The 21032-nt window shown below is 60.8% G+C and carries 18 protein-coding genes and 2 pseudogenes; 7 read left to right on the forward strand and 13 right to left on the reverse strand.

Annotated elements, in window-relative coordinates:
- Positions 1-441: 441 nt before the first annotated feature.
- Entirely contained in the window at positions 442-1413 is a 972-nt protein-coding gene (locus tag ABCN56_RS19435; RefSeq protein WP_343082495.1) for an NAD(P)-dependent alcohol dehydrogenase, read from the forward strand.
- Between the two features lie 104 nt (positions 1414-1517).
- Here the strand turns inward: ABCN56_RS19435 and ABCN56_RS19440 are convergent, their stop codons facing one another.
- The 3 genes and pseudogenes from ABCN56_RS19440 to ABCN56_RS19450 all read right to left on the reverse strand — a co-directional run bounded on the left by ABCN56_RS19440 (position 1518) and on the right by ABCN56_RS19450 (position 3660).
- The gene (locus ABCN56_RS19440; RefSeq protein WP_343082496.1) at positions 1518-2471 is read right to left on the reverse strand and encodes an NAD(P)-dependent alcohol dehydrogenase; all 954 of its coding nucleotides are present in this window, start codon (positions 2469-2471) and stop codon (positions 1518-1520) included.
- 381 nt (positions 2472-2852) lie between these two features.
- Positions 2853-3076, reverse strand: a pseudogene (locus tag ABCN56_RS19445) (integrase); the annotation flags it as partial.
- Positions 3077-3180: 104 nt separating this feature from the next.
- The gene (locus tag ABCN56_RS19450; RefSeq protein ID WP_343082497.1) at positions 3181-3660 is read right to left on the reverse strand and encodes a GNAT family N-acetyltransferase; all 480 of its coding nucleotides are present in this window, start codon (positions 3658-3660) and stop codon (positions 3181-3183) included.
- Between the two features lie 330 nt (positions 3661-3990).
- Between ABCN56_RS19450 and ABCN56_RS19455 the strand changes: the two genes are divergently transcribed.
- Positions 3991-4758 carry a GNAT family N-acetyltransferase gene (locus ABCN56_RS19455; RefSeq protein ID WP_343082498.1) on the forward strand — a complete coding sequence of 256 codons (768 nt, stop codon included), beginning with the start codon at positions 3991-3993 and terminating at the stop codon, positions 4756-4758.
- A gap of 336 nt (positions 4759-5094) precedes the next feature.
- Here ABCN56_RS19455 and ABCN56_RS19460 read toward each other — a convergent pair whose 3' ends face one another.
- Positions 5095-5331, reverse strand: coding sequence for a metallophosphoesterase family protein (locus tag ABCN56_RS19460; RefSeq protein WP_343082499.1), 237 nt, complete (start codon positions 5329-5331; stop codon positions 5095-5097).
- A gap of 43 nt (positions 5332-5374) precedes the next feature.
- Between ABCN56_RS19460 and ABCN56_RS19465 the strand changes: the two genes are divergently transcribed.
- Complete coding sequence (locus ABCN56_RS19465; RefSeq protein ID WP_343082500.1) at positions 5375-5785, forward strand: M41 family metallopeptidase; 411 nt, start codon at positions 5375-5377, stop codon at positions 5783-5785.
- Between the two features lie 641 nt (positions 5786-6426).
- Here the strand turns inward: ABCN56_RS19465 and ABCN56_RS19470 are convergent.
- On the reverse strand, positions 6427-7641 hold the full coding sequence (locus ABCN56_RS19470; RefSeq protein WP_343082501.1) for a serine hydrolase domain-containing protein: 1215 nt from the start codon (positions 7639-7641) through the stop codon (positions 6427-6429).
- A 103-nt stretch (positions 7642-7744) separates the two neighbouring features.
- Positions 7745-9130, reverse strand: a complete 1386-nt coding sequence (locus ABCN56_RS19475; RefSeq protein ID WP_343082512.1) for an alginate export family protein — start codon at positions 9128-9130, stop codon at positions 7745-7747.
- A gap of 240 nt (positions 9131-9370) precedes the next feature.
- Between ABCN56_RS19475 and ABCN56_RS19480 the strand changes: the two genes are divergently transcribed.
- Complete coding sequence (locus ABCN56_RS19480; RefSeq protein WP_343082502.1) at positions 9371-9856, forward strand: helix-turn-helix domain-containing protein; 486 nt, start codon at positions 9371-9373, stop codon at positions 9854-9856.
- Between the two features lie 229 nt (positions 9857-10085).
- Here the strand turns inward: ABCN56_RS19480 and ABCN56_RS19715 are convergent.
- The 5 genes and pseudogenes from ABCN56_RS19715 to ABCN56_RS19500 all read right to left on the reverse strand — a co-directional run.
- A pseudogene (locus ABCN56_RS19715) lies at positions 10086-10237 on the reverse strand (IS6 family transposase); the annotation flags it as partial.
- Positions 10238-10310: 73 nt separating this feature from the next.
- Positions 10311-11180 carry an alpha/beta fold hydrolase gene (locus tag ABCN56_RS19485; protein ID WP_343082503.1) on the reverse strand — a complete coding sequence of 290 codons (870 nt, stop codon included), beginning with the start codon at positions 11178-11180 and terminating at the stop codon, positions 10311-10313.
- A gap of 18 nt (positions 11181-11198) precedes the next feature.
- Positions 11199-12566 (reverse strand): aspartate aminotransferase family protein, encoded by a 1368-nt coding sequence (locus tag ABCN56_RS19490; RefSeq protein ID WP_343082504.1) that lies wholly within the window; start codon positions 12564-12566, stop codon positions 11199-11201.
- 90 nt (positions 12567-12656) lie between these two features.
- Positions 12657-13118 carry a hypothetical protein gene (locus ABCN56_RS19495; protein ID WP_343082505.1) on the reverse strand — a complete coding sequence of 154 codons (462 nt, stop codon included), beginning with the start codon at positions 13116-13118 and terminating at the stop codon, positions 12657-12659.
- Positions 13115-15163, reverse strand: a complete 2049-nt coding sequence (locus ABCN56_RS19500) for an efflux RND transporter permease subunit (protein WP_343082506.1) — start codon at positions 15161-15163, stop codon at positions 13115-13117. Before ABCN56_RS19500 ends, ABCN56_RS19495 begins: the two co-directional genes overlap by 4 nt.
- Positions 15164-15584: 421 nt before the next feature.
- Between ABCN56_RS19500 and ABCN56_RS19505 the strand changes: the two genes are divergently transcribed.
- Entirely contained in the window at positions 15585-17096 is a 1512-nt protein-coding gene (locus ABCN56_RS19505) for a pyridoxal phosphate-dependent decarboxylase family protein (protein WP_343082507.1), read from the forward strand.
- Between the two features lie 329 nt (positions 17097-17425).
- Here ABCN56_RS19505 and ABCN56_RS19510 read toward each other — a convergent pair whose 3' ends face one another.
- Positions 17426-19150 carry an ATP-binding protein gene (locus ABCN56_RS19510; protein WP_343082508.1) on the reverse strand — a complete coding sequence of 575 codons (1725 nt, stop codon included), beginning with the start codon at positions 19148-19150 and terminating at the stop codon, positions 17426-17428.
- Positions 19151-19310: 160 nt separating this feature from the next.
- Between ABCN56_RS19510 and ABCN56_RS19515 the strand changes: the two genes are divergently transcribed.
- Both ABCN56_RS19515 and ABCN56_RS19520 read left to right on the forward strand, forming a co-directional pair.
- Positions 19311-19586, forward strand: coding sequence for a DUF4242 domain-containing protein (locus tag ABCN56_RS19515; RefSeq protein WP_343082509.1), 276 nt, complete (start codon positions 19311-19313; stop codon positions 19584-19586).
- Between the two features lie 312 nt (positions 19587-19898).
- A complete protein-coding gene (locus ABCN56_RS19520; protein WP_343082510.1) occupies positions 19899-20300 on the forward strand; it encodes a nuclear transport factor 2 family protein in 402 nt (133 codons plus the stop codon).
- A gap of 234 nt (positions 20301-20534) precedes the next feature.
- Here the strand turns inward: ABCN56_RS19520 and ABCN56_RS19525 are convergent.
- The coding region (locus ABCN56_RS19525; RefSeq protein WP_343082511.1) for a DDE-type integrase/transposase/recombinase at positions 20535-21032 on the reverse strand (498 nt) is incomplete at its 5' end.

Below are 21032 nucleotides of genomic sequence, written 5' to 3' on the forward strand. Positions count from 1 at the left end.
ACGATCTCTTCAGGCTTGTGCGCACTGCCGGGTGATCGATCCACTGGATCGATCACTGATCCGGCTCCGATCTGGGGCATTCCTCCATCCTCCAACTGGCTCGAAAGCCTACTTCAGGGAGGACCACTTCTAAGGGGGCAGGCCAGCGCTTGGGGTGACCGTGTAGTGGCCCATCGCATGTCTGTGGACAGTGACGGCTGCGCGGGGCGCCGTTGGCTGGGATTTGCCCGAGGAAGAGCAATACTGGATAGTGCTGCCCGCAATCGCCGGGTGGGGTGCTCTTGGCCTCGTCCTTCTGCTGTTCGGAAATTGAAACCGGACACGCTCGGCGCTGCCCTGACCGGACGCCGGTCGTCAGGGGAGCGAGCCTGAGCGACCGTAGGTCTCATCCGGCCCAGAATTCCATCGCGGGGCCATGCGCCAATATGATATTGTAATATGATGACGGCCGTTGAAACGATGAAAGCTGTTGTGTTCGAGCGCTACGGGTCTCCGGACGTTCTTTCGCTTCAGACCATCCCTCGTCCGCTTCCATCAAGGCGTGAGGTTCGAGTGAAGGTTCATGCCTCCACGGTGAACCGAACCGATACCGCGACGCTGCGGGCACATCCTTTCTTTGCGCGCGCGATGACTGGGCTGGTCCGACCGAAGATGAGTATCTTGGGAATGGATTTTGCCGGCGAGATCGATCTGCTCGGTGACAGTGTGAGCGCCTTCGACGTCGGAGATCGCGTGTTCGGGATTTCTCCCGATATGTTTGGGGCGCATGCTGAATTTCTGTGCCTGCCCGCCGATGGAGCCATCGCGCGAATCCCTGGAAACCTGCCGTACCATCAGGCTGTGGTCGGGGAAGGCGCGTGGTATGCCAATGGCACCACGCGTCTTCTGTCCGCGGGTCAGCGATGCTTGATTTACGGCGCTTCCGGGGCGATTGGCACGGCGGCCGTTCAACTCGCCAAGGCACGCGGAGCGCATGTGGTCGCCGTTGTCGGAACCCGGCACATCGATTTGCCCGGTTCGCTCGGCGCGGATCGAGTCGTGAATTACGAAACTGAGGATTTCACAGCACTCGGGGAAACATTCGACCTTGTCTTCGATGCCGTGGGCAAGACATCATTTCTGAAATGCCGGCCCCTCCTCACGGAGAACGGGATTTTTTCAACCACCGACCTCGGTCCGGGCTGGTCCAACATCTTTCTAGGCATGTTCTACGGAGCCACCGGAAGCGGGCGCGTCCGCATTCCCTTTCCAAAGGACGCGCCGGGTTTCATTCAACAGCTCGCCGACCTGATGTCCCAGGGCAGATTCCAGGGCGTTTTTGACCGGAGGTATTCGTTGGACGAAATCGCGGAAGCATTCCGCTACGTCGAAAGGGGGCAGAAGACCGGTATCGTCGCGGTGGACGTTTGTTGAAAGCCACCTCAGGAGAGATTTCGGAGTTAGACGGCCGGTGCGGGAGGGCGCGACTTGGCGGGCGCCCCGGAATTTCCCAATCCACATCGCGGACATGCAGCGCCTCAAGGCTTGATGACCAATTTCCCTTTCACCTCCCCCAATCCCGTGCGGCGAAGTGCCTCCGGAACTGAAGACAGGGGCAGAACCGCTTCCAGATGTGGTGAGATCTTCCCCTCGACAGCCGCGCGCGCAACGCGCTCTGTCAGATCCCGCCCGCTTGGAACCATCAGCATGCCTATCGATTTCTTGGCAGGGCGATAGACCAACCCACCGAACACCAGGGAAAGCAGAACACTGACCCGGCCGCCCACCGCCCTGTAGACACCGCCCGTCGCGAGGCAACCGGCAATCCGGGATGGGCCACGGGTCGCAACCATGTCGAGAATCCGGGACCACTTTCTTCCCATTCTCGCGAAATCCTGGACTCTGTAATCGATGGTCTCGTCTGCGCCCAGCGCCTCGAGCCAGGCGATCTTCCGGGCGTTGTCCACCACGGTGACATGAGCACCGGCCGCCTTGGCCAGCTGCAGCGCCATGGTGCCCGACCCGCCACCGGCACCGTTGATCAAGAGCGTGTCGCCGGGCTTAAGCCCCTCCGTGCCGGTCAGCGCAATTCCTCCCGCCTGAGGCAAACACGCGGCGATGTCGTCCGTAAGGCCGTCCGGCACCCGGATCATCTCGGCCTCGGATACACAGGCGTATTCGGCGAAGCCACCCCGCACCATGACGAGATCGCCCATTACCCTGTCACCGATCTCAAATCTGGTTGCGCCTGTGCCCAGCTTGTCGACGACGCCCACGATGTCAGAGCCCAGCACAGGGTTCTTGGGGCGAAAAAGGCCGCCTACAAGCCTCGCGTATAGGGGGTCGCCAACAAGGTGTTCCCAGTCCGACAGGTTCACGGCACAGGCAAGCACCTTCACCCGGACCTCGGATGCACGCGGTTCCGGAACCGGTATGTCGGCGAGTCGCAGGTGTTCCGGTCCTCCGTATCTGTCTTGAACCACGGCCTTCATCGGATTGTCCCTCTGTTCGGACGGTTGCGCTGACAACGTACTCGTACTCCTCAACGCATGGCTTGGCGCTAAGGCTCTATGCATGCGGTGCCCGCCGTTTGCCTTGAGCGAGGTCAATCAATCCCGCTCCTGGCGGAATCGACGAGCGGCTGCTTTGTCCCGCGCTGCGGTCCTACAAATCCTGAAATGCTGCGCTGACGACGAACGGCCGGTCCGGTGAAGCTGCGAGGCAGCGTTAGAGTCGCTCGTGATCGGCTGGTATGGGTCGTCCGCGTGGGGCGACCCGTCGACTCAAATCTCTATAGCTTCCGCCATAGCGAGCGCGTCCTCGAGTTCTACGCCGAAATAGCGCACCGTGCTTTCCATCTTGACCTGCCCTTACGCATAAATGTCCGCAGCCTTCAGCTTGACCCGGTCACAGCCGCGCAGCTTGCTGTCGATGGCCAGGTTGAAGGCGCCAGGTCGCGATGGTTCTCTGCGATTTCCAGGCGCACGCGAATGGCCTAGACATGTTTTGGCATAAGGGGTCGTTGCTGCCCGATGACGCGGCCTTTGTTCCAGGCCGGGCGGCAGGCGCGAATGGCGGGTAGGTTGGCGATGGTCATGATGCTTCTCCCATCCGCCACACCCCGCCACGACACCAACCTTGCGTTGATGGTTGAGATTGGCATGCCGGGGTGCGGCTACTGAGAAGGTCGGCTCCGAGCCCTCAGCGGAAGCTCTTTTCCATCAGGTAATTGTGTATCTGGACGTTGTTCCGCTCAAAATCCCGTCGCTTGATGAGACTGAACCCCTTGCCAATGAAAAAGCGGCGAGCCGCTTCGCTGGCCTCCACAAACAGGCGGGACAACCCCGCTGCCAACGCAGCGTTTTCAAGCCGCTCGTAAAGCTCCGTCCCTACACCGGTTCCGACAACGTCAGGGTGGCAATAGAAGTAATCAATATGGCCGTTTTCTTCCAACTCCACGAAAGCAACCGGCTCATCATTCTCGCTCACAGCGACAAAAACCGACCGGCCATCGGATACGCGGGCCAGAAACACGTCGGCCGGGACCGGCTTTGGGCTCCACGCTTCCACTTGGGCCTGACTATAATCTTTTCTGCCCACGACATGAACAGCCTCATGAAATATCGAGGCAAGCGACGCGGAGTCACCGGGCTTGAAACTACGTATTTTCATGCCTGCCATTTAGCCGATCATCAGGCCGGTGTGAATGGTGGCTTCGTTCCGCTGTGCTGACGTACGACCTTCGAGAGTGCTGCATGACGTATGAATGGCAGGTCCGGCGAAGTTGCACCGTGGCATCGGTTCGTCAGGCGAAAGGCTGGTTTGGGCCGACCTCGTCGGCGGGGCGCCTGACGCAGGGGGCGAGTTTCGTGGCGCCCGCTCTGGACGCAAAATCCCGAGGAAAGATTCTCCGGAGCCGGACACGCCTTGATGTAGGATTGTAGATGATTCCCGGGCGTGAAGGATGGTTGAGGGTCAGACATGTCGTCGGATGCAGACCTTCTTGGAAGGATGGACGCGAGCCTTGTTGCCTATTGGGGCGCTTACGCCCTCGCCGACGGATCGCTTTACGAAACATTTCCTGGCGCGGTCTGCCTCTACACGCCAATTCCACATTGCCTGTTCAACTCGGTAATCGTGACGACCGGTATGCCATCCTCCATTGATCGTGCGTTGGAAAGCGCCGAAAGGAGTATTGAGGAACGAGGTACGCCGGTCCTCTGGCGGCTGAGTGCAGTTGCCTCTTCGGATTCCCTCCGGCACCGACTCACCAGCGCCGGCCTCGAGCGGGAAGGGAGTGACCCGGCAATGCTTAAAGACCTGTCGGACTTGCCCGAAGCGCCTAGGGTTGAAGGACTGACGGTGCGTTGCGTCGAAGGTCGAAAAGGCCGCTATGACTGGGCGTGGCTGACATGCGATGCGTTTGAACTCACTGACGATGTCCGAGAGGCGATGAGTCGTTGCGAAGCGGCGATTCCGGAGGACAAATTCGAGAGCCAGCCGCGTTATGTGGGATATCACGATGGAGAACCCGTGGCTGTGAGTTCGCTTGTGATGGCCGCTGGTCTGGCAGGCATTTACGCGGTTGCCACTTTGCCGGCGGCGCGAAACCTCGGGATTGGAACGGCAATGACGCTTCACGCAATGGCCGAAGGTAAACGGCGGGGTGCAAGGCATGCCGTGCTGCAGGCGACCGATATGGGGCGTCCGGTGTACGAACGGCTCGGATTTTCGAAGGTCCACGAGTACGAGCTCTATCTTCAGAACGAGACCGTTTGAGCTACCTCATCACATTGCCAAGCTGCCCGCTCTCGCTCCGGCAGGCGTCAGGAAGGGTAGTCTTGTCCGCATGGCGGATGGTCCGTGCGTCGTCGATGCTGCGATGGGTCACGAACGGCTGTTAACGGGAGTTCTGGAACTCAGCGCGGCCGTTAGCCGTCCGTCCGGTATGGGCCGTTTTCGCAGTGGTCGGTCTATCAGTCGGTGATCTGCCGACGCGCGCCGGACTGCCCGCGGGGCGGGTGCCCACCACCTTACGCCTCCTTCCAACCCAAACCGCATTTCGCCAGATGTCTCCCTGCATCAACCGGTCTACGAGCTCGATCTCGCCCAAGATCACTGAGCCTCTCCGGGGTAGCCAACGGAGACGTTCCTGAGCTTCGTCCGTCCGACCTCGAACACGACCGGACGATGCGTGTGCCCGAAGACCCACTCGGCTGGCTGGAACTCCTCGATAAGCGCGGTGAGGTCGCTCGCATAGCACCAGGGAAGCGGCGCGCCGGCGGCCAGCGCGCGGGGATGCGGGGCATGGTGCGTGACCACCACGGTTTCCCCATCGAACGGGGCCGCCAAGCGCGACCGCAGCCAACCCAAATGGTCGTGATGGAGGCCGATCGTGTCACGGGGGCTGGCCGGGCGCGCGCCGGAGGGGCTGCTGCTTGGCAACATCTCGAGCGGCGCCGGCGGCTCAGACGCCTCGGATCTTGCTCGGGCAACGGCGCTGGCCGCGAGCCTCGACGACCAGCTTGGCCTCGGCGCCCATGGACCTGTCTGGCTTGGGCAGCGGGACCGAGGCCGCATCGAGGATCCTGCGGATCTCGGCCGGATCCGCGCCCGGCTGGAGCGGTCCGAGCGCCACGCCACCGAGATCCTCGAGGCACATCGCGGTTTGCTCTCGGACATGGCCAAGGAACTGGTTGCAATGCGCGAGATTGCCGGGGAGGAGCTTGATCGGTGGCTCGAGCAAATCCGTGACGACGCGGCTTCGGCCGCCCTCGGCCCGCAGAGAGAAGCAGCATCATCCTGACATCGGGCGCATGGTCCCGGCGATGGCACATCACTTTCGTCGGGATCTTCCGCGAGGCGCTTCGATATTGGGAGAGCGACCCCAAGCAGCCGCCATCTCGGATTTCTAAACCTACGCAGAACGGCTCTGCCGGCGCTCCCCCCCGCCATGTGCAGCCTCACCAAACAACGCAAAGTCGTCAAATCAGCGGCTGACCCTACGCCGTGACTTGAAACCGCATCCTAAAATGTCAGCCTGAGCGACGTGCTGCGACTGTAGCACAAGCGACCCGAGATGAGAGCTTAAACCATGTATTTTCAATGACTTATCTGGATGATCAATTTGGCTCCAGGCCCTACCGCCGGAGCCAAAAATTCCAATAAAATTAAGTAGATGAGAATTCCGATCTGTTCAGTCGGGCCCCACCTTTCCTTGCGGGGGAACGGCGGGGATCATTTCGTGAGCCTGAATCGCCCGCGCAGTAGCATGGGTGTGATCTGCGACTGCCTTGCACATGTTTCGAGCGTCGCGCACTATGTGAGGTAGAGGTGGAGCAGCCCGACCTCAGACCTCAATGAGCGTGGCGTCCGCTCTCCGAAGGAAGGCGGACGCTTCCGTCACAGGAGGCGAAGCGGTTCAGCTTCGCCGCTTCGAACGTCGGCTCACTTCGACATCAGGTATTCGGCCAGAGCCTGGTAGGCCGGCAGAGAGGTCGGGTCGATGTATCCGTTCTGCGCCTGCGGAAACGAGGCGAAGCGCACCAGAACCATCTCGGCCGTCGGGTCGACATAGATGGTCTGCCCGTGTACGCCGCGTGCGGCGAAGGCGCCGTGGTCGTTGTGGAAGACCCACCACTGGCTTGTGTAGCTGCCGCCCGGAATCGTTGGGAAACCACCGAACTTCGATGGGTCGCCTCCCTCGCGGATCTTCTGCACGACTTCGGCCGGGAAAAGCCGCGCGCCATTGATCTCGCCCTCATTCAGCATGAGCAGGCCCAGCCGCCCAAGATCGCGGAGGCCAGCCGAGATACCCCCGCCCGCGAAGGGAACGCCCTTGGCGTCCACCGTTTGATACGCATCCTGCTCGGCCCCCATGGGCCGCCAGAGCCGCTCGGAGGCGAGTTCGGTCACCGCCTTGCCGGTCACACGGCTGATTATCCATCCGAGCATGTCGGAGTTGATCGTCTTGTAGTGGAACGCGGCGCCGTGCTCGCCCTCGGGTTTCACCTGCTGGAGATACTCCCAATAGCCATTGGGACCGTCATAGCCCTCGGGCTTTGGCAACGGGCTGGCGGCGGCGGAATAGAGCCAGATGTCGGCGTTCGGGTCCGAGTAGTCCTCGGAGTATTGAACACCCGTGGTCATGTCCATGACTTCGCGAACCGTCGCGGTTGCGAAGGCGCTGTCACCGATTTCGGGGATGATGTCGCGGACGAGAAGCATATCGTCCAGCAAGCCTTCCGCCACGAGGATCTCGCCCAAAAGGCCGGTGACCGATTTCGTCATCGACATCGCAGCGTGCTTGCCGTCCTCCTCAAGGCAGCCGAAATACCGTTCGTAGACCACCCGGCCCTCGTGGATGACCAGCATCCCATCGGTGTAGTTGGCGTAGAGCGACTCCTCCCAGGTCATCTCCTCCTCGCCGTTCATCGGCATGAAGTTGAGCGCGTCGATCGCCTGCCGCATGTCGGCAAACTCGGCCGGAGGCAGATATTCTAGAGGAACAGGCGCGCCGGTCCCGCGACTGATCTCTTCGGTCGGCAGGAACTCCCGCAGGTGGCACACGGACCAGCGAAGCTTCGGGAAGCTGAAAAAGTTCGAGTCCGGCTGCGTGATCAGCTTGTCGGGCGGTGGCGGAAAACCCTCCATCCACCCCATGATCCGCGGATCGGATTCCTGAGCGGAGAGAGGGGCTGACTGGGCGAACGCTCCAGACGAGGGACCAAGTACAATGGCGACACCCGCAACCAGGGCAGCAAGGTTAGAAGTTGAAAACGACATTGATGAATCCTCCGGTCCAGTTCGGAACGTCCCCTGCAACGGTATTTCTAATGCCTTCTCCGGGAAGCGAGACGCTGACGCCGGCCGTCAGGAACGTGTTTCGATTGATGATACGGCTGTATTCGAGGAACAGATCATCCGAGAGATGCGCGTCCGTGACGCCTGCGATGACGTTGGCGGTGCCACCAGTTGTGTCCACCCGGGTGGCTTGCCCGAACTGGATCGGGCTTCGCAGTTCGTTTGCTCGGATATGCGCATAGCGCAGCGTCACGGTGTCTTGCCGCGTAGGTTGCAGCCGCAAGGCAAGCCCGTGCGCCTGCACGTTCGAGTTGATGAAGACCATCGAGGATTTCGACCCGGTAGCCCATGCGCTCGGCGAACCCTCGTAATAGAGGGGATCGAAACGCTCGAGTTCAGGCGTGTTCGGGTCGTCTCCGGAGAAGGTCTGGTATGAATAGGTCAGCGTCGGTGACCACGGCAGGTCCGTGAAGGTGTAAGCGGCCTGAACCCGGCCGGCCCAAGCCTGCAGATCGATGTCGTCGTTCCACTCATAGGCAAGGTCGGCCGAGAAGACCCAGTTTTCGAGCGCGCCGGAAAAGGGATTGGCCTTGGCATAGAGGTTCAGCGCGTTCGTCCCGTCCCTGGCGCCGGGAAGGATGGTCGGCGCGCCGATGCCGCCCGGAGCGGCCTGTATGTACGGCGACTGCGACTTCAGAACGTTGACGTAGGTAAGGCCCAGATACCCGCCGGCAGGATCGTCGTATCGCAGATCCAGGCCGGCCAGCTCGTTCTTTCCATCGTTGGCGGGCCGTTCGTTTGGGTCGATGTAGAATGCCGTCCCGGTGAATCCGCTGCCCGAGATGCGCCCGATCGCCGCCATCTCCCAGGCCTTGCGCGGACCGAACTTCAGCGCTCCACGCTCAAAGCCACTGGAACCGCCATTGGCAATCAGCATCCCCGTGCCGAGCTTCAGCTCGCGCGGACCGAATGAAACGTCGAATGACAGTCCTTCGGGCGGTTGCGTCCGGAAGCCGAGAAAGGCTTCCTCTAGTGTGACCCGGCCGGTGTCCCCGAAATCGTAAGCGTCGGTCCCGAAGGTGTAGGAGCCAACCGCAGAGGCCTTGCCATAGAAAACCGACCCGCCGTCGAGGCTTTTTTCGAAACTCAGGCCGGGCTTGACGTAGACCTCAAGCCAATCAGCGTCGGGGTCGAAGCCTGATCCCGGTGCGACGGTGTCGGAGAAATTCCAGAACAGATTGCGCTCGCTGACCGCATTCAGGCCGAATTGGAGATGCCCACGCACGGTGATCCCGTTCGCCTCGTAGAGAAGCATGGGATCACGGTCCTGCGCCTGCGCGGCATCCACTGATGCCAACGTAATCCACACAGCCAGGGCAATCCCGGCTGTTTTCCTCAAGCCATGTGCTGAGGAAGCTGTCCGGGCGGACCTGCTGGTCGCCATGACACAGAGTCTAGGAAGCACACGATTTCCGTCCAATTCAGTCGCCCCCGCTATCCGGAACCCTTCGAAAAGCTAGCGGGACCTACTTGAGTTTCAACGACGACGTCGCCCAAAGTGGGCACGCTGCAACGAGGACAACTGCGCATGCCGACACGCCAGACCGAAGAGGGCGAGTTCATCGGGGAGAACTTCGGGGCGATCTGGCCGGTCCACCTTGCCGCCTTCACCCGCTTCTTGACGCAATTACGCAAGCGCTTCGATGGCGACCTGGATCTTATGCTCGTCCTGGCCGTCATCGGAGAACGGACGCAGCCCGAGAGCTGGGCGCCCGGACTTCTCACGTATCGTCAACTGACCCGCGGCCGCGATGAAGAACGCCTGCAGTACCCGATAAACGTTCAATCGGTCGCCGACTATTCCGGGATTCCTCGAGAAACTGTCCGGCGGAAGATCGCCCTGCTGCAACGCAAGGGATGGATCACCCGCGACGACGATGGGTGCCTCTCCGTATCGCGAGCGGCCGCGACGGAACTTGAAGACGCCACGGGCGATTCAATCGCGTATCTCGCGGCGCTTCTGATCGCGTTCGACACGGCGCGAGGGCGGAGAGATGACGGCAGATCGAAGTAATCCCGAAGCGGGATTGCGGAGATCACACGGTAAGCGGCTCACCCCCCGAAGGGTGGTGGCAGCTGATCCTGCCCCAGTGAAGTGGTCCGCCGTTATGTTTAGGAAAACAGAGGATGGGACTTCACCCGTTTTCTGGTCCGGTCTTGAACCACTTGAAAGGGTTGGGTTGGGTCATGACAGGAGTCTACCGAGCCCCTGCCCCGGCTCAAGCCAAGTTCTTCTGACAAGACCGTACTTTCCCATGTGCCGCGCGGAGACTGCATTCATTGAGTGGACCTTCGACGTTTCGTAGCGAGAGCGGGAGCCGGACTTAAAGCATCGCGCCAGGCGGATGATCTCGGGCGATGTTTTGAAGTACTTGAGTGGTGAGCGCTTGGTCATGTCCAGACGCTAGCTAGCGCCCCACCAAGGCTCAAGCCGGGTTTCTCTGAGAGGACACCCACGCTGCTTTTGACTAGCGATAGCCGATGCGTTCCATGAATTCGCGGATTAGACGCAGGGAGACCTCAGGTTTTTCTTGCGTCGGAACATGGCCACACTCCGCAAGGATATGGAGTTCCGAATCCGGTATGCGTCGCTCGAATTCAGGCGCGACCTCAACGGGCGTTATCTGGTCGTGTTCACCCCAAAGTAGAAGACAAGGCACGTCTATGTCTTGGAGCTTGTCGTGCAGATGGTGCTTGGACGTCGTCGACTTCGTGAACCGAATGAATCGTAACGCGATGTCGTTTCGCTGAATTGCATCGTAAACCTCTTGGATCATCGGCTCGGATGGCGTGTTGGGATCATAGAAGACATCCTGAACCGTGCTTTTCAGAAAGTTGTAGTCGCGTCGCCGGATATAGCCCTTTTGTAGAGGTATGGACGATAGTCCCGCGCTGCCGCAAAGAACCATGCCCTTCATCCGGTGTTCCGGGCTTAGACCGTAGTGGAGCATAGCCCCCGCGCCCATGGAGCTGCCGATTAGCACCGCTTCGTCGATATCGAGATCGACGAGAAAACTCTCGATGTAGTCGGCAAGCTTGGGGACGGTGCAATCCGCAAGGGGCATGTCGTAGAGCGGCAAATAAAGGCAGATGAAGCGGTAGTTCTCTGACAGAGCCTGCCCGATCTCGAAGATATTCTCGATGCTGCCGGCCAGTCCCGAACAGAAGATCACGGGTTTGCCTTCGCCCTGCTCCAGAAAGGCGTGGTTTCCAACGATCCGCTCGATGAACCGGAACCCGTTGCTTTCCGGGCGACCCTTGATGGGTGCACGTTGTCTGACGAATTCTTCGTCGTCCTTGGGCCTCGGAACTTGGAAGAGCAGGGACTTGAGGGGCATTTCAACCTCCCGGGTCTGTCATGGCTTGTCGAGCGCTTTGGCACGGCATGAAGTAGGGCTGGCATCGGAACGTCCCCCCACCTCGGACCACCACAGCGCCGCGTCTTGGATGGCAGAGGTCAGCTCTGCCAAGTCCGCCTTTGTATGGGCGGTCGACAGGAAGCAACTCCGGCCTTCCCAGAGATAGACGCCGTTCAAAAGGAGCTTGTAGAAAAAGAGGTCAAGCTGGCGCCCCCGGAACCGGAATAGGGAGCCAAACCCCTCGATGCGGATCGGGATTTCGCGATCTTGCAGCCAGCGGTTCAATTCGGAAGTAAATGTCTCGCTTGTCTCGTTTAGGAGGGCCTGCAATTCGGGCCCCTCGTCCAGAAGGCGGCGCAGGACCGCTCGCGCCGCGGCCATTGAGATCGGGTTCTTGTTGTAGGTTCCGGCAAAGAACGTTCGCCTTCCGGAAGGAGTCAGTTCATTGGCCGGGGTCCAGGCCCCTCCGTCGATCGCTTCGAGATACCGAGCATCGCCGGCGACAACCCCGATGGGCAAGCCTCCGCCGAGGATCTTCCCGAAGGTGACGATATCTGGCTTAACGCCGAACATCGCCTGCGAGCCCCCCAGGTGGACCCGAAAGCCCAGCAGGACGTCATCGAATATCAGGGGGACGTCCCGATCCGTTGTCCACTCTCGCAGCTTCCGCAAAAATTCGCCGGGGCGCAGCCAGGGCTGGACGCTTTGTATGGGTTCGACGATCACCGCAGCAAGGTCAGCACTTTCCTTCTCGAGCACATCGAAGGCTGCATCGTCGCAATAGTTCAGCATCACCGTATCTGCGGCCAAGCTGGCCGGAACGCCCGGGAATGCCGGGATGCTCTGCCGTTCGCCGTCGCGCATTGCCGGCCGTGCGAGCGTTCCGTCGAAATGCCCGTGATAAGACCAGGTAAACATAGCTATCTTCTGCCGGTTCGTTTGAGTTCGGGCCAACCTCAGCGCCGTCATCACGGCCTCTGTTCCGGTATTGCAGAAACACAGTCGTTCAACTCCGGTCGCCTTTGCGATCAACTCCGCAACTTCTCCGGCCAACCTTGCCTGCGGACCGAGCTGAATTCCCAAAGCCAACTGGTCGGCTATGGCGTCGGTCACGAAAGGCGCCGCGTGGCCGAAAAGCTGGACGCCAAAGCCCATCGAAAGGTCGATGTAGGAGTTTCCGTCGACGTCCCAGATGTGGCTTCCTGCAGCCCGGCTCCCGACGATCGGGTAATGGATGTCGCGCAATAAAGACTTGTATCCCGCCGATGCCCTGCTGTCGGCCAGGTAAGTTGCATAGCACTCCCGCTGTGAACGCGACCCCTTAGTGCGCTCCCGAAACTCGCTTATCAGCTCCTCGACCGTCAAAAGAACCCGCCCATGGAGTTAGATGCGAAATAGGATGTTTTTGGCAGACTCGTTTCTTGTCAAGATTGACTGGCGTCAACCGGAACGGCTTCACATTGGAAATCGGACCTGGATGAAGCCGCCCTGCGTCGCATTTCCCCAAGCCTGTAGGAGCAGAGCATCTTCGCGCCGGACTAGTTCAACCCTCGCTCCATCCTTGGTTTCGACGCGAAGGGAGTTCTCGAAAAGCCTGCCCGACAATTCTGCGGTCTCTGACTTTTCGCCCTTCACTTCGCCTTGTCCCACCAGAATTCCGTTGGGTTCTTTCGAAATCGAAAGCCTCATTTCAAGCTGGCCCTGCAACTTCGCACACCGAATGTGGAGCGTCCAAAGGACTGGATCCTCCGTGGCTCCAGTCATCCGGCAACGCAGCCGTTCTGCTCCAGCTTCTTCGGAAACCATGGCGCCCTCACCGCGCCATTCACCGACCAGGCCAAAAGTCTGGGCCCTGCCCGGCTCCGCAGCAACCAGGCAGGCAAAGGCCGCGATGATGGACAAAACTAGTGCCTTCATTCCCGTGTCGTCCAACGCACGAGTCCGGGCAGAAGAAACAGATCGGCCAGTAATGCCAGCAGGATCGCGCTGCCAACCAGCAGGCCAAAGATTGGGATGCCAGGAACGGAACTGATGGCTGTTGCAGCTAGCCCGGCCACGAGGATTACCGAAGTTCCGATCATCGGCGGTCCGGCGACCTTCAGTGCACCCGAGATCCGCTCCGCCGTCGACCCATTCTCCTGCCGCAACCGGTTCATAAAATGTATCGAGTCATCCACTGCGATGCCGAAGGCGAGCGTAAGGGCCAGGCTGCCGATCAGGGTCAGCCCGTTGCCCGATATTGCCAGTATGGCTTCAACTGAGAGAATTGGCATGACGCTGACCAACGTGGCCAGAAGGGCGTGGCGAAGATTGCCGAAAACCCACCACAACAACAGTGTCACCGCCAAGAGTGCCCCGTAGAAGGCCATCCTGAGGTCTGAGATGATGTCCGGCACCAGCTGCGCTGCCAAAAGAGAATGGCCTACGAGATATGTTTCTTCGGCCAGGCCGGCTTCTCTGAGGCGGGCCTCAATGTCGCCGACCGCGGACAGAAGACTATCGGAATCGCTCGACAGTGGCATTGGCAAAGGTATCGCGCGATATGCACCCGAAGTGGACGTGAATGGACTTTCGGGAGCAGAGAAGACCGTCACCGGCAAAGGCAGCCCGCTTCCGGCGGAGGCAAGAAGAAGGGTCTTTTCCAATTGTGCCCGGTCGTTTTCGGACAGGCCGGGTTGACCATCGAAGTCTTCGGCAACGAGGTAGACGCTTGCACCGCCCAGTTCGGCATCCCGCAAGAAAGCGATGCTTTCTCTCAGCTGTCCGTCGCGGGGGATATGCTCGTCTAGACGGAAAGTCGGGACTGCCGCACCCGCGAAACCCAGAAGGCCAAAAAAAAGCACAGTCGTTGCAAGGCATACCGTCAGGGGGCGTTGGGCCACTACGCCGGCAAGTCTAAGCCATTGACGGTAAGTGGCGGGCTGGCTCACCGGACTCTCATTGGCAAAGAGAAAAGCGAAGGTCAGCGGGAAAACCAGCCCAAGCGCGAGCAATTCCAGCGTTAGCCCTGCCGGGCCCCAGAATGCGAGTTTCGAAAGGGCTTCGTTGCCCGCAACCGCGAAGCCCGCGAAGGCGATGGCGGTCGTCAGGCTCGTCAAACCGGCAGCGATGGCAACCTTGCGGAAGGCCAACCGAACAGCTGCACCTGCGCTTAGGTCTCGTCGCGCTTCCCAAGATGCGTAGAAAAAATGCATGGAGTCTGTGAACCCCAATACTATCAGAACACTGGGAATGACCGTCATGAAGAGGTCGATCTCAGTCCCGGTTGCGGAAAGGCAGGCGAGATACCACAACAGCCCGACGAGAGGCGCCGCCGAGCAGCAAACTGCTGCTCGCCACGAACGCAGGGTCACCATTGAGGCGATGATGCAGATTACGATGGCAACTGTCGTGACAATCAGATTATCGCTTAGCAGCGACTGGGCCACTTGTCGGTCTATCTCCGCTTGTCCGACAAGTTCTATCTGCAAGGCAGAAAATGACGCTCCCAGTTCCTCGATTGCTGCAACAAGGTAGTCTTGATCTGCTCCGTGCGCGAGAATGACGTATAGTAGGGTAGCCGTGTGCCCGCCGTCGACGAAGCGCGCCCCGAATGGCGCCTCTTGACGAAGACGCTCTAGCTGGCTCTTCGTGGAAAGCGCCGATATTTCTGGGCGCGACAGAAAGGCCATCTCGCCGTCGCTGGTGGGTAACGAGAAGACGCTAATGACTTGTCGGACATGATCAAGAAGCTGAAGTTCAAGCACGAGGTCCTCGAAGACCCTGAAAGTCTCGTCACGGCTCAAATCGTCCGAACGGACCAATATGACTTCCTCATACTGCCCCAACTGGAATTCGCGTCTGAACAGATCGAACTCGGCATATGCGGGGGAGCGTGAAGCCAACGCATCAACGATTTCCGAATTTGCACGCAGGCTCGGCAATTGGCTCGCCGCAATCAGGCACGATAGCGCGACGGCCATGGCTACGAGGTAGGATCCCACCTTTCCTGAAATCATTGCATTTCAGAGCCCCAACCACTCGTGCACAATTGAAATTTTCTAGTTGATCAGAGTAGCACGGCTTGAACCGCAACGCATTGGCCCTGTCGGGAGTGCTCGGCCAGGTTGGATCGCTGTCACTGCAATCCTTATCCATGATGCACTGACCCTAGGGTCTATCGAACGAGCCGCCCCGGTCTCAACGCCTTCAGAATTGGGTGCTGGCAGACCAATTCGGACCAGTCTCAGCTTGGACAGACACGCTGTCTCTTATTCCGCGCAGAGACCGCGCCACTCGGGGAGAGCGGCAGTACGGTTGGCTTTGAAGATCCGCGCTCGACGCGAGTGGCGAACGCGACGTAAGCTACCGTTCAGATCGGAAACGACAGCGCGGGGCCGGCGAATGAGCATGAAGCCCGACAGAGTTGAAGCAAGCCGGACGGTGGATGCGCCTTTCATCGAGGACAGAGGCGGTCGTTCCGGCGAGGTGACCGGCACGACTCCGGGTCTCTCCCTCGACCAGGACCTTGAACCGCTCGATGCTGATGAACGGCAGGCCATGGAGGCCGCTGCCCGCCACGCCATCGCCTATCGCGGCCGTCTCGCCGATGCCCCCGCGGTTCCGCAGGTTCGGCCAGCCGGTCTGGCCGGCCGGTTCGACGCCCCACTGCCCGCGAAAGGAGAAGAGGCGCTCTCGGTCATCGAGAACCTCGTCGCCGAGGCGAGCGAAGGCCTCCACGCGCATACCTCCCCGCGCTTCTTCGGCTACGTGTGCGGCGGATCGATGCCGGTCGGTGCAGCGGCCGACTTCCTCGTGACAGCCTGGGGTCAGAACTCTGCCTCTTCCTGGGAAAGCCCCTCGGTGGCGGCGATCGAACAGACAGTTTGCCGCTGGTGCCTCGACCTGCTCGGGCTGCCGCCTGATTGCGGTGTCGGGATCGTGACCGGCGCTACCGTGGCCAATATCCAAGCCATAATTGCGGCGCGCGACGCGCTGCTGGCCCGTCAGGGCTGGGACGTCGGCGCGCGCGGTCTGTTCGGGGCGCCCGAAATCCCCGTACTGATCGGCGCAGAGGCCCATTCCGCGCCGGTCGCGGGTCTGCGCTATGCAGGCCTCGGCATCGGCCAGGCACTCCGGTTGGAGACCGACGGCGAGGGGCGGGTTCACCTCGCTGCCCTGGAGGCGGCCCTCGCCGGCTGCAATGGCCCGCCTCTTGTCGTGCTGCAGGCAGGGCAGATCAACACTGGCGCCTTCGATCCCTTCGCGGAGGCAATTCCCATGGTCCGAGAGAGGGGTGGCTGGGTGCATGTCGACGGCGCCTTCGGCCTCTGGGTCCATGCAGTGCCGGAGTTGCGCGGCCGTCTCGCAGGGGTGGACGCCGCCGACAGCTGGGCCGTCGATCTGCACAAGTGGCTCAACGCGCCATACGACTCCGGCCTCTGCATCGTGCGCGACCGGGCGGCTCTGGTGGACGCCATGACCGCTCGCGGTGCCTACCTGCCGGATCTCGGCGAAACTTGGGAGCCAAGCGACTCGACGCTCGAATTAAGCCGCCGGGCGCGGGGCGTGCCGAGCTACGCTATCCTGAGACATCTCGGCGCTGACGGGGTGCGCACGATGATCGCGCGCCACTGCGCGCTGGCGGCCTATCTCGCCGAGACGCTCTCTCCCGAACCGGGGATCGAGATCCTGAATGAAATTGCCTCCAATCAGGTGGCGATCGCCTGCGGCAACGATGACTTGACGTCCCGCGTGCTGGAGCGCGTCCAGACGAACGGTAAGGTCTACCCGAGCCACGGCGTCTGGCGCGGGCGGCGGATCATACGTGTGTCGATCATCAACCATGCGACGGATCGGGACGATATCGACCTTCTCGCCGACGAATTGCGAACCGCTGTGCGCCAGGAAGCCTGACCCTCCGCGGCCCGCAACGGCAACGCCGGCCGCCTATCACCGCGAAGTTGGACCTGGTCCTCAAATGACGGCGAGCCCAATGCTGCACCGGCAAATTCCGATTAGTCAGGCGGGTCCGTTTTGGGTTCCTAGCCGAGCTATGGTGGCACAGCGCTATGGCCAAGCGAGGACCAGGCAATGCCGTTATTTACGGCCCGAACTGGCCATTCGCCTGACGAACCAACGCCGCGGCGCAGCTTCGCCGAACCTGCCATTCACGCATTGTGCAGCATTTTCGAGCGGTGAAAGTCAGCACAGCGGACGAAACAGATGTTCGTTTGCCACGGTCATTAGAGTCCCGCCCGATGCGGCCGGCTGGATGGATTCAACATCGCCGTCGCGAAGTCCAGATGGGCGTCGGCATGGGTTCTCGCGACGACCGGCAGAAGCTGACGCGCTAATTCGGCGGCCCCTTTGTCGTCTCCGATCCGTTTGGACAGCCGGACCTGATCCGACATGATCTCGACCAACAGACCCGCATAGAGGTCGGTGACCGAGCAGCACCGCTCGCGCGCATGGACGAGCCATCTTGCGGCGGCTTCGTATTCGCCGGCGTCGGTGTCAACCAGGGCAAGCGCTCGGGCCGCGGCTGCCTGCCAGCAGGGATCGGCCAGTTGGTTGCTGATGGCCAGCGCCTCTTCGAGATCGCCTCGAGTCGCGTTTCCCATCTCGTGCAGAGCCAATCTGGCTTCGGCAAGAAGCGCCACGGGCCAGGGTCGGAAAGCCAGCCAGCGGATCTCGTCACACAATCTCAGGCATTGAACAAGCCAGTCCCGTGCCTCATCGGGTCGTCCCGATCGCAACAAACCCCAGGCTCCAATACCGAGCGCCCAGATCTCGCGGCGACGGTTTTCCGCCTTGCGCGCGAACTCGAGCGACCGTTCGAAATGTGAGAGGCCCAGTTCGACCCTGCCCCAATCGACGAGATTGAAGCCCACGAAGGCGTGTATTCCCGCAAGGCATTCGTCGTTGTCTTGCGCGTAGGGCAACGCCTCTTCAAGGTATTTGGCAGCGGACGGACGTCGGCCGGCAAGAGCGTCGCAGTATCCCAATTCGCACAGCGCCTCCGCGGCCACGTCTGACGATCCTATTCTGGACGCGATATCGGCGGCCTGCTGAAGGGTCAGCGCACCTTCGTCGTCATATCCGCGACAGGCGTGGATTAGCGAGGTTCCGAGTTGCCCAAGCGCCTTTGCCAGAAGATGCTCATCGCCCGCCTTTTCGGCATCCGCCGCGGCGCGCCGCAAGCAATCCAGCCCGGCATCTACTGCACCGGCCGAGACCGCAGCCTTTCCTGATTTGATCAGGGCATCGATCATGGCGCTCTTCGAGACACCGTGTGGAGGGTCCGTCACTGTCTTACGGGCGGCGGCACGCAGGGCGGGCGTGGGTTTCTCACCGGTCTCCTTGAGGAAACGCGTCTCCGTCGCATCCACGTGAGCAACCGCAGCCGCGATGTCACCGGACGCGGCGAGGCATTTGACCAAGATAATGTGCCCCGACTCATCCAGTGGGCGGCACCGCACTCCGCGCTCCGCCAAACTCCGCGCGCGCGCATGATCCCCCGCCGAGAGCGCCCGCATCGCTTCCCGGCGCAGACACTGGTAGAGCCTGCTGGATACATGCTCGCGCTCGATCAACAACCAGGTGTCGAATGCGGCACTGGCGGCGGGTTCAACACCTTCGAGAAAAACGTTTGGACCGGTCGCCTCCACCTCGCCGGACTTCAAACTCCAGATATCGACACAGGTGTCGGTCGGAAAATTGAGGACGATCGGGTCACTGTGAAGCGTCTTTGCGCCTGTCGCGCGGCGCAGGGACGCGAGGCACCAGCGCAAGGCGCCCAGCGGATCCTCGACCTCCGGGAAGATCTCGGCTGCGAGTTCACGGCGCCCCAGAGGGCGGTCCGCACAGAGCAATCGCGCAAGGACGGCCCAAGGCTGGTGACCTGGCACCGTCGGTCTGCTTCCGTCACTTGCGACGATCATTGGCTTGCCGATCAGGAATATCTTCACCGCGCCACGCTCCCTCCGCGTCTGGCGGCAGCCTAGCACGTCGATCGTGTGTGGAACCGTGAGAACAGGATTTTCTCATTTTTTCCCGCCGCACACGTTTTGCGCCACGTCGGTGTCGCAGGCTTGGGAACAGGCATTCACCAGAAGGAAAGGAAACCTCATGCCGATGTTCTTAGTCGAAAGAAATATCCCGGGCGCCGACACCCTGACGCAAGAGGAACTGCGAGACATCTCGGCGAAGTCGAACGATGTCGTGGCGGGCCTTCGTGTGCCTTACATCTGGCACCGGACATATGCCGCGGGCGACAAGTTGTACTGCATCCATGAGGCGGACAACGCCGAAGCGATCTACGCGCATGCCAAAGCGGGCGGGTTTCCCGCCGACCTTGTGGCCGAGATCAAGAATATCTTCGGCCCGGAGACGGCAACGGCCTGATTGCATCATCCGGAGCAGGACGCCGGCAACTGTCGGCGTTCTTAAACGACTTCAGTTTCGGCGGGTAGCTCTTCCGATTCCGCGGGGGTCCGGTTCCGGCCCGAACGAGACATTGATTAGGCCGGGCTACGCCGCGATGCAGCTTCACCAGACCTGCCATTCATGCACCGCGCAGCTTTTCGACGGCGGAAAGACGGGAGAGCGGGACAAGCCTGCCGTTTCAAGAAATCGTCATCGCGGTCGCAATGCGACGCGCGTCTGACACCGAACCTTGTCAAACTGCTAATACCACCGATCGTTCAGGAGCGTCGCATGTCCGAGGACGCCAAGACCAACGCACTCTTCACCACAATTAAATCGTTCGGAGAGGCTTGGGCGCGCGGAGACACCGTGGCGCTGGCCGAACTTCTTTCTCCGACCTACACGCACAACGATGCGACGGGTGCGCACCTAAAACGCGATGCATGGTTCTCTTACGCCGCAAAGCGGACTGGTCGCGGAACGCAGATCACTTTTCGTGAGGTTGAGATCCGTGTCTTTGGCGATATTGCCGTCGTGACTGGATTCAACGACCTTTCAGGAGGAGGGGTTTTGAACTCAAAAGATAGCGGCGATCTCTCAATCGCATTCACTCAAGTTTGGCGTCTACAAGACGGTCGATGGTTACGAGAGGCCTTTCAGGCCACGCCTGTTCAGAACCTAACATACGAATAGAATTGAACGTCAGCGACGGTAATCGTGGGTCCGCTTCGGGCTCTTTGCTGACTTGCGGCGGTGCGGCTTGCAGGTCCCGGCGCTCCGGCAACTCGAAACGACAAGGACGGCCCACTTCAGCCATCCATGCGGCCGTTGCTGTGCTGCGCTGCAGCCGGCCGATCCAGACATTCGCTGCAGGGGTGGTGGCAGACAAATTCGAACGCGTCTCAGCTAGGACAGTGACGCTGTCCCTTATGCCGCGCCGATATTGCGCCACTCGGCAAGAGCGGCGGCGCGGTTGGCCTTGAAGAGAGGTCTGCTCGAGAGGCTACGTTCCTGATTGAAGTGGTTGGTGACGGAGGCGTGGACGGAAGCGAACTTCTGCAGACTTCGCATCCGCCGGAAACGGAGCATGGCCCTCTCCCGTCGTCGAAACGCCAGGTGCGAGTTCTCGGCCCGGTTGTTCAGCCAGCGTCCAGTTTCCTGCCTGTCCTCGACACTGAGCTCCTTCATCGCCGCCCCATAGGATCGCAACTTGTCCGTCACGTAACGCTCGCACGATCCGTGCCGCCGCATCGCTTTCTTGAGGAATTTCAAGGCGGCCTTCTTTTCCCGCGTCTTCGTGACCAAGCTCTCGAGGACTTCTCCCTCGTGGTCGACCGCGCGCCAGAGGTAGTGCCGTTCGCCGTTGATCTTCACGAACATCTCGTCGAGATGCCACCGCCAGTTGCTCGACTTCATGCCCTCGAT

Source organism: Ostreiculturibacter nitratireducens (genome assembly GCF_032670585.1).
In the GTDB taxonomy this organism is placed as follows: domain Bacteria; phylum Pseudomonadota; class Alphaproteobacteria; order Rhodobacterales; family Rhodobacteraceae; genus Ostreiculturibacter; species Ostreiculturibacter nitratireducens.